11 protein-coding genes are annotated in these 12,188 nt (G+C 44.7%); all 11 read left to right on the forward strand.

All coding sequences use genetic code 11. From position 1 onward, the window contains the following. Nucleotides 1-151: 151 nt before the first annotated feature. The 11 genes from THEIN_RS01085 to THEIN_RS01135 all read left to right on the forward strand — a co-directional run bounded on the left by THEIN_RS01085 (nucleotide 152) and on the right by THEIN_RS01135 (nucleotide 11,994). Nucleotides 152-1,009: a transposase gene (locus THEIN_RS01085; RefSeq protein WP_013906847.1), complete on the forward strand. Its 858-nt coding sequence runs from the start codon at nucleotides 152-154 to the stop codon at nucleotides 1,007-1,009. A 149-nt stretch (nucleotides 1,010-1,158) separates the two neighbouring features. Further along, nucleotides 1,159-1,977, forward strand: coding sequence for a CRISPR-associated endoribonuclease Cas6 (gene cas6 / locus THEIN_RS01090; protein ID WP_013906848.1), 819 nt, complete (start codon nucleotides 1,159-1,161; stop codon nucleotides 1,975-1,977). Nucleotides 1,978-1,995: 18 nt separating this feature from the next. Beyond that, nucleotides 1,996-3,066, forward strand: coding sequence for a type III-B CRISPR module RAMP protein Cmr1 (cmr1, locus tag THEIN_RS01095; RefSeq protein WP_013906849.1), 1,071 nt, complete (start codon nucleotides 1,996-1,998; stop codon nucleotides 3,064-3,066). Between the two features lie 4 nt (nucleotides 3,067-3,070). After that, nucleotides 3,071-4,291, forward strand: coding sequence for an RAMP superfamily CRISPR-associated protein (locus THEIN_RS11435; RefSeq protein ID WP_013906850.1), 1,221 nt, complete (start codon nucleotides 3,071-3,073; stop codon nucleotides 4,289-4,291). Next, nucleotides 4,278-4,514, forward strand: a complete 237-nt coding sequence (locus tag THEIN_RS01105) for a hypothetical protein (protein WP_013906851.1) — start codon at nucleotides 4,278-4,280, stop codon at nucleotides 4,512-4,514. The genes THEIN_RS11435 and THEIN_RS01105 overlap by 14 nt, the downstream gene beginning before the upstream one ends. Beyond that, nucleotides 4,498-5,175, forward strand: a complete 678-nt coding sequence (locus THEIN_RS01110; protein WP_013906852.1) for a nucleotidyl transferase AbiEii/AbiGii toxin family protein — start codon at nucleotides 4,498-4,500, stop codon at nucleotides 5,173-5,175. Before THEIN_RS01105 ends, THEIN_RS01110 begins: the two co-directional genes overlap by 17 nt. Before the next feature lies 1 nt (nucleotide 5,176). Next, nucleotides 5,177-8,458 carry a hypothetical protein gene (locus tag THEIN_RS11440; protein ID WP_013906853.1) on the forward strand — a complete coding sequence of 1,094 codons (3,282 nt, stop codon included), beginning with the start codon at nucleotides 5,177-5,179 and terminating at the stop codon, nucleotides 8,456-8,458. Beyond that, nucleotides 8,451-9,563, forward strand: coding sequence for a type III-B CRISPR module RAMP protein Cmr4 (gene cmr4 / locus THEIN_RS01120; protein ID WP_013906854.1), 1,113 nt, complete (start codon nucleotides 8,451-8,453; stop codon nucleotides 9,561-9,563). Before THEIN_RS11440 ends, cmr4 begins: the two co-directional genes overlap by 8 nt. Next, entirely contained in the window at nucleotides 9,560-9,973 is a 414-nt protein-coding gene (locus tag THEIN_RS01125; protein ID WP_013906855.1) for a hypothetical protein, read from the forward strand. The genes cmr4 and THEIN_RS01125 overlap by 4 nt, the downstream gene beginning before the upstream one ends. Continuing rightward, nucleotides 9,970-10,923, forward strand: coding sequence for an RAMP superfamily CRISPR-associated protein (locus THEIN_RS11445; RefSeq protein ID WP_013906856.1), 954 nt, complete (start codon nucleotides 9,970-9,972; stop codon nucleotides 10,921-10,923). Before THEIN_RS01125 ends, THEIN_RS11445 begins: the two co-directional genes overlap by 4 nt. Nucleotides 10,924-11,445: 522 nt before the next feature. Continuing rightward, on the forward strand, nucleotides 11,446-11,994 hold the full coding sequence (locus tag THEIN_RS01135; RefSeq protein WP_013906857.1) for a (Fe-S)-binding protein: 549 nt from the start codon (nucleotides 11,446-11,448) through the stop codon (nucleotides 11,992-11,994). The last annotated feature ends 194 nt before the right edge of the window (nucleotides 11,995-12,188 follow it).

The raw sequence follows: 12,188 nt of genomic DNA on the forward strand, positions 1-12,188 counted from the left end.
ATTTAATATTAGAAAGGCAACTAACGAGTGTCAAGTGCCTGGAGGGACAGGCAAAAATTTAGCTTCCGCAGAAACATACCGATATAAGGTGGAAACATACCGAGATATAAGGGACAGGCAAAAAATTTAAAAAAATTTTAAGGAGGACCGTATGCCACGTATTCCTCGTTTTTTCATGAATGATCCACGAGCCGCTTATCATGTAATTTCACGTACCGCCCTGCCCGGCCACGATGTCCTCGGCGATGATGAAAAAGATTACTTGCTCAACCTCATCCGCTGGCTCTCGCAAGTCTATTTTGTAGAAGTTTATGGCTTTGCCATTATGGGTAATCACTTCCATCTCCTCTGCCGTATGCTCCCCGAAGACCAGTTCTCCGACGCAGAAGTAAAACGCCGTATTCGCCTCTACTACGGCGAGAAACGCAAAATTTTCTTCTACAAAGAAATGCTCAAAAAATGGAGGCAAAGGCTTGGCAATCTTTCTCGATACGTCCAGGACATCAAGCAACGCTTTTCACGCTGGTATAACAAGCGCGTTGACCGCAAAGGCTATTTCTGGGCGGACAGATTCAAGTCCGTAATCATTGAAACCGGCGAGGCCTTACTGAATTGCCTGGCTTATATAGAGCTAAACCCGGTGCGGGCAGGAATCGTAGAAAAGCCGGAAGACTACCGCTGGTGTTCGCTGGGATACAGAGCAAGAAGAGGGACAGGCAAAACTTTTCTGTCGCTTGACTCAGGCCTTCCGCGGTATGAGGGAAAAAGCGAGAAAGAGAGATTTGAACTTTTGCAGGAGTTTGTTTATGGCAAGGGCGGGCTTGGCGAGCCAAAAAGGGGGACAGGCGAAATTTTTAGACAAAAAGTCGGGTATTTTACAGAAAGTCTGGCTATCGGAAGCAAAGGTTTTGTAGAAAGTGCGGCCGCAAGGTTAAAGAGATTTCTTGGGCTCAAAAGAGAGAAAAGAGGCAAAAAGATAAAAAGTTTGGCAGATATAGCTTTTATATGAATCCTATAAACGGTTTTAAAAAAATCAAAATTTTGTGGGTTAAAACTATAAATAATGGCAAAAAATGGCGATTTTTAAGGCAAATTTTTCCATGACAATAAATTATTATTAGATTATTCTTAAAAAATTTTCATGGAATTGAGGGTGGGATGCGCATAAGCATAGTTTTTAAAGGCCCAAAAGAAGGGCTAACTCTACCGGTTCATTATAATCATCTAGTTCAGGCCTTTATTTACCGCTCTCTTGACGCCACTTTGGCTAGCTTCTACCACGAAAGAGGCTTTGCCTACGGCAAAAGGCGTTTTAAGCTTTTCACATTCTCGCGCCTCCTCGGAAAAGAAAGAAAATTTAACCCTGAAAAAAGAGAAATAACTTTTCATGGGCGCGTTAAGCTTAAAATTAGCGCAGTTGACGACCGACTTCTTGAGTCCTTTGCTACTCATCTTGTCCGTGAAGGCCAATTTCGGCTTGGGGAGAACTTGTGTGAAATAGAAGCGGTAGAAGTGGAAATGCCGGTATCTGCGAAAGGGCCGTTGATAGTACGGGCCCTTTCGCCCATCACCATTCACAGCACTTTATATACCCCAGAAGGCAAGAAAAAGACCTATTTTTATACACCCTTTGAAAGCGAATTTTCCGCGAAAATTTTTGAGAATCTAATGCGCAAAGCACGTGCTCTTTGGGGAGAAGAAGCTGAACTTCCGCCTTTAAATGGGGCTTACATAAGGCCTTTTCGGGTTTCAAAGAAAAACGAGGTCATTATTGGTTTCAAAAAACTCAGGGAATCCGAAGAAGAGGGAAAATATGAAAGATCAGAAACGCCTGGGAAATCCAGAAACTTTTGGATAAAAGGCTGGACAGGTCTTTACGAGCTCGCTCTGCCGGAGCCTTATTTTACCCTGGCCTACCATGCCGGCCTCGGCGCCAGAAACAGCCAAGGCTTCGGCATGATCGAGGTGGTGAAGTAACCCAATTGGGGAGGGAAGATGGGAACACTTGAGGTGAAAATAAAAACCCTTACGCCTCTCTGGACCGGTGGGGTGGATGGCACCATGGACCGCATCCACGAGACGGGCATACTAGGCTCTCTCCGCTGGTGGTACGAGGCCATTGTCCGCGGGCTTGGAGGAAGCGCGTGTGAGGGGGGGCCAGAAGGCAAAAAATGCGAATTGACTGGTGAAAAATTGCGAAAGTTTGAAAAAGCCCGCAGAGAAGGCAAGGATTGGTGGACAGCACTGGATGAAGTTGGAATATGCGATGTATGTAAGGTTTTTGGAACAACAGGATGGAAGAGGAGATTCCGATTAGAGGTAGCAGATGCCCTGATGCAATCGATCAGGATTGACAAGAAAGTTGCCCTTCAGGAACGTCAATATGTTGATAAAAACGGAAAAGAGAAAACACCCACCTGGTATTTTCCCAATTCACCACGCAGTGGCGAACTCACCGTCTGCATAGAAGACTTTCATCCTGCCTTCAATCCTCAAATCATTGCTGGATTGATCTGGTTTCTCAGTAATTGGACAGTGCTTGGGGCTCGTGCACAACTGGGTTTCGGTATTGTGCAAACGACTGAAAATATCAACATTAAACCGCTTTGCGAACAGCTAAAAAATATTTCAGGAAATAATGTATACTATCATTTACCTTCACTGCGCAATATTTTCCTTGCCAAAATCCATCCTCGAAACGGAAAATCATTCAAAGACAAGGACTCATTCATTCTCAAATATGATCTACGCAGGTTATTTGCGAATTATAAAGCAATAAGGCATTTCATTATGGGCACTATTAAGAACCAAAAACTTGCATCTAAAGTCAAAATATCAAGACCATATAATGGTGAGATTAGAGTATGGGGATGGATTCCAGAGAAATCTGATGTTTATGACAAAACTTGGGATAGAGAGAAAATTTTGCGGGCCATCTATCAGCATTTGACCAGCCACTATAATTTAGTTGTTTGGCGTGAAATGAACTCATCTCGTGATACTGTTAGTCCGAACTTATCCAATGCAAAAATATTTTTAAAGTCTTTATTAAACTGTGGAGAGTAAGACAATGAAGAGAGAATTTTGGGCAGAGTTTGATGTTTACAGTTTGCCCCAGAACCAAAAACGAGGATTGATCGACTATTTTGCCCAGCAGTCCGAGGCTAGCCAGTCAGCGTCAGGTAGAGACTGGTTTCGTATCAAAGACCCAGCTGTCCAGCAGGCTTTGTTTGCTCAATTACTGGCTTCGGAAGATAAATGTACCAAACGCGATAAATGTAAGGATTATGCCAAAGGCACTGCCCTTCAGCATTGGTACTATGCCGGAAATTTGCAAAATCCACGGGGTGATTTTCAACGTTTTCTATGCCAACGTTTGCGCTGGATGGGGCATATTTTGAGCCTTGCCAACCATCACGATACGGTGAGTCCACTTTTTCCCGACCTCATACTCTTCCCTCCCGGTTCCTGGGCCGTTCAGATCCACTTCACCCTGCGTAAGCCTTATCTTAGCAAGGACGATGTGGACTTCTACATCCTCGACAACCCGGTGAAGAAGGAGTGGGTTTTCAAGGTGCCCTATGTAGCCCCTAGCCAATGGAAGGGTGCGCTGAGGTCAGCGATGATACGGGATTTGGCCTCAAAGTTGGAAAATGGTGAGATTACTGAAGAGCAATTTATAGTGGAGCGGCTCAGGCTTTACAGATTATTTGGTAATGAGAAAGATGGAACAGCAGAATTTCTGAACCGTATCCTTGCCCTTCATCGAGTTGGACCTAAGCCAAAGAATGAATCAGAAGAAAAAAACTGGCAGGAAAAATTTAGAAACGAAATCAAAAAAGTTGAGGAAGAATTCAAACAGCGACTAAAGGAAAAGAAATATTTAAGAAAAGTAGAAGGCTTCCAAGGCTGCCTTCACTTCTACCCCACCTTCTTCGACCGCATTGGACTTGAGATCATCAACCCCCACGATCGCGAGACGGGCGCGGGCAAAAATCCCATCTACTTCGAGTGCGTGCCCGCGGGAACATCCGGCGTCTTTACGGTGCTCTATGTACCGCTGGACCGAGTGGGCAAGGGATCGCCGGAAGAGATTGAGCAAGAGGCCAAGGCCGACTTGGAGGCCGTGGCTAAGGGCATCCGCGCCATGCTCACCGAGTACGGCTTCGGGGCGAAGACCAGCAGCGGTTATGGAGTGGCAGAGGTCATCAAGGAGGAAAGCACGATAAAAGCCAAAGGTTTCTCAGAAGCAGAAGAGATTTTCTGGGAGGCATGGAATGGCAAAAGTTAAGCCTCCCCGCCATATTGTTTGGAGCACTGATACTCTGGATCTTTCCGATCCCTTCCAGCGGCACTGGTATATCCGCCAGGTGCTGCTTCATGGCCGGGCGGAGGACATTCGTAAACTTGATCTGGACGAAGTAGAACAATTGCTGGATTCATTGGACTTGCCGGAAGATATTGCTCGCCTTTGGAGGGCCTTTTTTAAGGCACGTCATGGTGTTGCAAGGTAAAGGAATTCTGAGCGAACTACAAAAGAAAGTACTGAACCTGCTCGGGCAACTGCCTGACATATCCCGGTTTTACCTGACCGGTGGCACAGCCTTGGCAGAATTTTACCTAGGACATCGTCTGTCCTTTGACTTGGATCTTTTCACCACAGAAGAAGGTCTCATTGTACCCTTTTCGCGCCAGATCGAGCGAACACTTACCCATCATGGCTTGGGAGTTCAGGTAACCCGACGTTTTTCCACTTTTGTGGAAATGACAATCGTCGGGGACGGAGATTCTTTACGCCTGGACCTGGCCTTAGATACACCTGTTCGTTTTGCGACTTCACTGCCCTCGCCTTACGGTGTGCCCATTAACGTTTTTGAGGATCTGAAAGCCGAAAAAACCCTGGCGTATTATGGCCGGGCCGAACCTCGGGACGCTGTGGATCTGTACTTTTTACTCAAAGAGAATGAGCTTCAAGCGTTAATGCGGCTGGCTGCGGAAAAAGATGCGGGTTTTGATGCTTACTGGTTTGCAGTTGCCCTACAGCGGGCCCAGAATTTTCCGGACGATCTGGAAAAATGGCCTGTTAAAATGCTTATACCCTTTGATCCAAAAGATCTGAAAACCCAATTTCAACAGTTAGCATTAGCAATTTTGCATGAAATTACAGGGGGCTAATATGCATAACCTCAAAGTGCTTGCTGATAACCGCGACGAAATTCTCAAAGCCGAATTTGTTATACTCCTGCATGATGTTGGCAAGTTGCATGTAGGGCATCAGTCAAAATATTTGCGAGATAAGCCAAGGTCTAATTACGCCCATACGCGTTTTGGCCCTGGTAGATCTAGTAGTTTTTTGCAACAATTCGCAAATAACTTCCCCTCAAACACTTCGATATCTGCTCAGCGTGTTATCCAAGACCACCACAAGCGAAGTAGTGGAAATTGCGGTGTCAACGACTTTGTGGTTTGCGTTGTGCAGCGAATTGATTGGTTAGATTCCGAATATGACCGTTCAGAAATCATTACTCATGGGCGGAACGCTTTTTCTGTTCAGCCTAAATCCTTGGGTTTTGGAGTGTTTTCGGTCTTTGGTTATCAGCGATTTCTTTATTGTTTGAATTCAAGTTGCTCGAATAGCAATATTAAACCCCTACCAGAAAACGCTCGAAACAAACAAGTTAATTGCTCTACCAATGGAGACTTTCTGACACGTTTAGTGTGTGCTCTAAAAGATATTGCATTTGCGAATTTTGTTGGGGAAAGAATGGGCCTTTTGGTTTTGCTTCAATCTTCGCTTGCTATGGCTGCCGGAGATACGAGGTATAGTGTAAACGATATTTCTCTATGGGAACATTCCTTGTCGGTAGGAGTGTTATTCAAAATTTTCTATGCGTGGATAAAGGGAAATGATATAAATCTAAGCTCCCCAATTAGTGCAATTAGTGTTACATCTCTTGAAGAAATTATTAAAAAGCACGCTCAATTTCGTTCGTGGTTCCGTCCTCAACTCCTTCCTCTCCGTATTGACGGCCTGGCCTACCTCGCGCAATCCAACAACGTCCCCGACCTGCTGGCACGTCGCGCTTTGTTACAGAAAGTCTACGACGCCTGGCAGGACATCCTGGAATGGGAATTCCCCCTGGCCGGGGAAGTTTACCGGGATGAGAACGGGCCGGTGTTCCTGACCTTTTTGCGAGATCAGGAAGGAAAAAATGTAATACCTCTCCATCTGTTGAAGTTGCCCGAGGACAACAAGGACTTTATGTTGCTGGATGCCTATCAGCGAGCCAAGAACCTTGAAGAGTATCTGCGTCAGACCGTTATTCATTTCACACACGGAGATCTTACTCTTCCACCAGAGATAGAGCTATCTACCTACACCCAGAAACGGTCTGAGGATGGTAAATCGTTGGGGGATTTATTGCGTGAAGAACAGGAAGAAGGCCTGAGATATCAGCCTGATGTTGAGAAAATCGCTCAATCTTGGAACAACGAGGGAGAACTGCACGAAAAATGTTCTCTATGCGGTTTGAGGCCCTTGGGATTCGGGGCCAAAAACCAGAATAGACATAAAGCCATCTCCCGGGGCATGTGCGGCGTTTGCCTCGAGCGGCGAGAATCCCGTGCAAAACCGTGGGTGCAGGGGATTCACCTGGACACGCAAAAGCGTTTCCTGCAAGGACATCCCGAGACCGTCTGGCTGGACGAAGTCGCGGATAAACACGGACGGATTGCCTTGATTGTGGGCTACTTCCCCTTGGAGAACTGGCTGGATGGTACGCTAGTGGAATCCTTAGCCATGTTCAAACGGCTTCAATCTGAATTTCCACCTATAAACCGCAAGATAGTCATCCACGAGGAAAACGGCCAACAAATTGATGTGGTCCTTGGCCCCAAACCCATTTCCTATTCCCGCATCCGTAGGATCTGGGAAACGACCCGCCGTTTCTGGCAAGACGTTGCGCCCACGGATCCACCTCCGAAAGCGCTCCAAGAATGGCTGGAGGACAATGAATATGGACTTTCTCTGGGAGACCTCTGGGAAAGTTCCCTTTCCTTGGAGGAATCCTTGGCAGGCCAGACCATTGGTGAACGCCGCCCTCGCATTTTCCTCAAAGGCGCGGTAGAACCAAAGGACCGCATTTTCCCCTACCACGCCTACGAACTCGAAATCCAGGGCCGCAAGGTAGCCGTGCTCTGGGTGCCGGAAAAAGACGGTGAGGTAGATATTCCGGAAAAATACCGCGGCGGCTTCTGGGTGATTGAGAACCTGGAGTATCTGGACAATGTGTATGGCCGTTCGTTCCAGAACCTTGTGCAAGATCTGGCAGGCCAGCCCTTGAAAGTGTACGAGCCAACTGAATACGGACGACCGGGCCAGGAACAGGCTACATTTACGATTGCGCGGGAAGACGGCGTCCAGGACTCCGCAAGCTCTTACACCCCCCTCATCCCCATCCTCGCGGAGCCCCGCACTTTCATGGCCCTGGTGCCTGCAGACAAGGCCTTCGAGGTGGTGAAGGCCATCAAGGCCAAATACGAGCGGGAGATGGGCAAAGTCAGAAATCGCCTGCCGTTACACATTGGCGTTGTGTATGCCTATCGCAAGATGCCCCTCAGGGCGATCATGGACGCGGGAAGGAGAATGTTGGCGCAACAAAGTAAACCGTTAGTGTGGAAGGTAATTTGTTCAGCCCGAAAATCAATAAATAAAGAGGATAAGCTACCTGAAAGATTTGACCAAGATAAAGATGGCCAATTTATAGAATGGTTGGAAATCTTGATAGAGGCAGACGATCGAAAACTTACTTGGTATGTTCCAGCCCTAATGGGAGATGGTGAGACAGAAGACCATTGGTATCCTTATGTTTTTCTTGCCCAATGTGAAGAACCATCTGATAGAAACCGTTATTACAAAGCCATAAATCCCTGGAATTCAGCCCATCCCTGGCTTGTTCATGTCGCAAAGCTTGAACCTGGAGACGAGATTTATTTCACCCCGGCCACCTTTGACTTTGAATTCCTTGAAACTAACGTAAGACGATTCGAAGTACATTACGATGAGAGAGGAAAGCGTTACAACTCCCTTACCAGACCATATCTTTTAGACGAAATTATTGAGCTTGAAAAAATTTGGAATTTTGTTGCAAGAGAAAAGAAAAATGGCAAATCAAGACTCAGTTCCTCTCAAATCTTTGCTATCAGAAATGCCATTGAAGCCAAACGAGAAGAATGGTTTGAGAATTTTCAAGATTCCATCAATGACGAAAGCTTTAAAGAATTTTGCAAAGCTTTGTTCATAAATGCTCAATGGCAAGGAGATAAGCCAACGCTAAAAGAAATAAACTGGCTTACGGATATGGCTGTGCGTGGTTATTTCACCGATGCAATTTATCTTTTTCACCACATAATGAAAGAGAAAATTGAAGATGTTTCACAGGAGGTCCGGCATGTATAAAACCCATCGCTTTTTGATTATGACAACTGATCCAGTGCATATAGGCACTGGTGGTATGCGCCTTGGCCGGGTTGATAATACCATTGTAAGGGAGCCAGGGACCAGGCTTCCCAAGATTCCAGGAACGGCCCTTCATGGAGCCATCAGGGCTTATGCCGCCAGAAGATATGGAAAGCCCCAGTGCGCAGGGCAGGGCTCAACCGAAGGGAGAAAGCATTGCGGGCGCCCTACTTGCCCTATCTGCTATACATTCGGCTCCATTCAAGGGGAGGCTGGCTCTTTTTCAGGCGTCGTTTCAATTTCCGACGCCAGAATTCTGTTATTTCCGGTTTATTCCATGGTCGGGCCGGTGTGGGTGAGTACAGTAGGCATTTTGAAGGAAGCAGGATTCGATGTTTCGAATCCATCTAACAATTCGGAAGTGAAAGAGGATGAATTCTATTCTACGATGAAGATTGAAAAGCCGATAAGTCTCGGATGGCTAATGGTTGATCCACCCAAGGCAGTGGAAATTAATCCTCCAAAAGATTTAAAGCAATGGGAAAATATTAAAAATCGCATTGTCCTTGTTTCTGACAAGCTCTTCTCTCAGATTGTAAATTCTAATCTTGAAGTAAGAACTTCCGTGGCCATAAATCCCGAAACCGGTGCCACTGAAGAAGGAGCCCTTTATACCTACGAAGCCATCCCACGGGCAACTTTTCTTTGGTTTGACGTGGTAGTGGATGACTTTAGGGGGACTTTTCCAACTGTTACGAAACTTTCAGAGTGGGAAAATATTCTCAAAAATGAAAAGGAGGAAGCAAAAAAAGGCCTTTTAAAAAAGTGGAAGCTCTTATCAGATAAAGAAGATAAAGAAGAAAAAGAAAAATTTCAAAAGGCTGTAAAAAAAGTTTTTGATTGGATTAATGAAGAAAGATTCAAAGATGTTAATCTAGAAAAATGGAAGTGGGATAATATTGAAGCAACACAAAATAATCAAAACATCTTACGAATAATAGTATCTGGCCTCGAATGGGCAGAGCATCTCGGTATTGGTGGTATGGGCACCAGAGGCTTTGGAAGAATTAAACAAGTTGTTGATCCTTGGGAGGTTCAATTATGACTAAAACTAATCTTGATAAAGTAGCACAAGATCATGCTAGGAAGATGCTTGATGTAAGTGATAAGGAAACACTAGAAAGATTAGTTACCAAAGCTTTAGGCGTGCTCCAGAATCAGGGTGTATATGCCATGATGCTTTTTCTTTTTTCAAGAAGTTCAAAAGAAAAAGAAATAGCTCCTGTAATTCGTAATTCTCTTTATGATGCCTTAAAAAGGCTAGTAAATTTTAAAAATGAGACCATTGTAGATAGCCCTAAAGAAGCTCTGGAATTTTATTCTCAAAAAGTAGTAGAAAACCTCGATACCCTCCTCCTCGTCCGTGACCTCTATGAGCAGACTTTGATTTACGCTCGCTTTCATGCCAAAGCTGCCAAAGAAGAACAATCAGGTTCAACAGAGGAGGCGGCATGAGTTTTAAGCATTACCGTGTGGTTTTGAAGCTCCTTTCGCCACTACATATCGGCAAAAGAAAATATAGGAATCTCATGGAAACCCGGGAATATGTACCTGGTCGGACACTTTGGGGTGCGCTAACGGCACGAATTACAAGAGATCACTTTGGTGCTGATCTTAGCAAATATGAAGAAGTAGGTACTTTTTTCCATGAAAATTTTCGCTTTGGCTATCTCTGGCCTTCATTAGATAAGAAGAATCCATATTTCCCGTGGGAAAAGAACGACTTTGATTATCTTTTTAAATTTGGTTATATGAGTCAGGCTGGAGATTACGAGAGAAAAGTAAGTGATGAAGGTCAGCTTCATGAAGTGGAATATATTGGGCCAAAAACACGAGATGATAGAGATGTTTATTTAGTTGGAGATCTGTGGGTCAAAGAAGATATAAACTCCTCAAACAAAGGTCCTTTTGAAGGAATACGTTTAGAGAAAAATGACTTGTTTTTTATTAAAACAAAAGAAGAACAAAAAGAAATCAGTTTAAAAAAGATATTCGGCAGCTTGCAGCTTGGTGGTGAAAAGGGCTATGGTTGGGGTCGGGTAAAACTAGAAAGCCTTACTCCCACAAATAGCAGAAAAGCCTTGGGTGGTATTGTTTTTGAGGTAGATGGAAAAGATGTGGTGCTTCAATTTGCCAAAAATCAATATTTGACAGCCCATGCCCTTGCCGCAGATTGGCAGCTTAAAGACGCTGAAAATAATAACGGTCAACACTTTATTAAAATCAAAGATGGATCTGTTGAAGGCCCAATTGAGCCCTTAACAGGCTACGTCCTTAAGCAAGATAACTCTTGGGGAATTCCTAGCCCACCGATTTGTTTTCTTCCCGGCAGCAAGATAAAAGAAAATCTTAGCGTAAAAATTGCACATTTTGGAATACTAACCAATGCTTCCGGCATTGGTTGAGATAGGAAGGCGCTGAGGCAGCTAGACTCTATAATGGGAGGTCCACACAACTGTGAAAATTTAGATTAAGCTAAAACAAACACGAGGATAGACACCCCCAGCCAGATAGCTTGAAGTTTAATCCATTAAACTAAAATAGGATTTACAAGTGTAGTAGCGTAAACTTACTTTGCAAACACTCCAGCAAACAAAGATCGAAAGCCCATCTACTCTAACCATGCCGATGTAAGAACCTTCAAAAGGCGTCGGAAAAAACTTCGTCAAATTGAATTTTGAAAGTTCAATTTGATAAAAAGCCTTTCGGGACCCCGAAAGGCGTCCTGGTTTAGGGTGGGGACAAGAGTTATTTCAAGGAAAACATTCTGCTTCGCCCCTGTTACTCCTGATCCTGAATAATTAAAATATTCGCCCACGCGGTTCTAACGGAAGTAGTTGGAGCTCTGGAAGGGCAAATCCTTCCGGAAAGTCGCCAAGGTATTTGAAATTCGCAAAAAGCAAACAAAAACCTAGTAGGAGAGATGTATGCAGATAAAAGAAGTCTCCCAGTGTCTGGCGGATCCTGAAAGGATTAAGGTCATCGGCAAAGTGGATATTCCTGATTTGGAAACAATTATGTCCTATCTTGCCAGAATAATTCCAGGGGCTACTTATAGCGAAAACGACGGCTGGCTGGTCTTCAAAAAGGGCTTAAGTATCATCACCATTTACAAAGACTCTTTTGTGGCCATGACTTACATGGCTGACCGAGAAGAAGCCTTGAAAACACTTAAATACATTGAAGAGATGGCAAGAGTTGCGTCCGCTAATAAAGATAAAATTGACCTTTCTAAACCCTTGATAAACCAAAACCTTACGGCACTAGACATTTATAAACTTTTGCCTCAGACTAATTGCCAAGAATGCGGCGAAGCCACCTGCCTGGCCTTTGCCGTAAAAATTCTCAATTCAGAACGAGAAATTTCTCAATGCCGTCCACTTTTTAACGAAGAGCAATACCAAGAAGCTAAAGAAAAACTTCTGAGTTTGTTTACCCTGCCTGACAACGTCAATAGCGGCCCGCAAAGTCAATAGTCACTGCGAAGCTACGCTAGCAACCGAAGAGGTTACTCAAAGCAACATATGAGGCATTAAATAGGCGACAATTGAGTCATTACAAGCGAAACGAAGCAATTCCTGTCGCGAGGTGACTTAGTTGTCGTGGCGATCACTATTTCTGAGACTGCTTCGTCGCGCTCGTGCGCTCCTCGCAGTGACAAATAGGCGGT

This window comes from Thermodesulfatator indicus DSM 15286, assembly GCF_000217795.1.
GTDB classification, from domain to species: domain Bacteria; phylum Desulfobacterota; class Thermodesulfobacteria; order Thermodesulfobacteriales; family Thermodesulfatatoraceae; genus Thermodesulfatator; species Thermodesulfatator indicus.

What these genes read in the sequence shown, in the direction of transcription:
- THEIN_RS01085 (WP_013906847.1), top strand. Translation starts at nt 152, where the DNA reads ATGCCACGTATTCCTCGTTTTTTCATGAATGATCCACGAGCCGCTTAT.
- cas6 (WP_013906848.1), top strand. Translation starts at nt 1,159, where the DNA reads ATGCGCATAAGCATAGTTTTTAAAGGCCCAAAAGAAGGGCTAACTCTA.
- cmr1 (WP_013906849.1), top strand. Translation starts at nt 1,996, where the DNA reads ATGGGAACACTTGAGGTGAAAATAAAAACCCTTACGCCTCTCTGGACC.
- THEIN_RS11435 (WP_013906850.1), top strand. Translation starts at nt 3,071, where the DNA reads ATGAAGAGAGAATTTTGGGCAGAGTTTGATGTTTACAGTTTGCCCCAG.
- THEIN_RS01105 (WP_013906851.1), top strand. Translation starts at nt 4,278, where the DNA reads ATGGCAAAAGTTAAGCCTCCCCGCCATATTGTTTGGAGCACTGATACT.
- THEIN_RS01110 (WP_013906852.1), top strand. Translation starts at nt 4,498, where the DNA reads ATGGTGTTGCAAGGTAAAGGAATTCTGAGCGAACTACAAAAGAAAGTA.
- THEIN_RS11440 (WP_013906853.1), top strand. Translation starts at nt 5,177, where the DNA reads ATGCATAACCTCAAAGTGCTTGCTGATAACCGCGACGAAATTCTCAAA.
- cmr4 (WP_013906854.1), top strand. Translation starts at nt 8,451, where the DNA reads ATGTATAAAACCCATCGCTTTTTGATTATGACAACTGATCCAGTGCAT.
- THEIN_RS01125 (WP_013906855.1), top strand. Translation starts at nt 9,560, where the DNA reads ATGACTAAAACTAATCTTGATAAAGTAGCACAAGATCATGCTAGGAAG.
- THEIN_RS11445 (WP_013906856.1), top strand. Translation starts at nt 9,970, where the DNA reads ATGAGTTTTAAGCATTACCGTGTGGTTTTGAAGCTCCTTTCGCCACTA.
- THEIN_RS01135 (WP_013906857.1), top strand. Translation starts at nt 11,446, where the DNA reads ATGCAGATAAAAGAAGTCTCCCAGTGTCTGGCGGATCCTGAAAGGATT.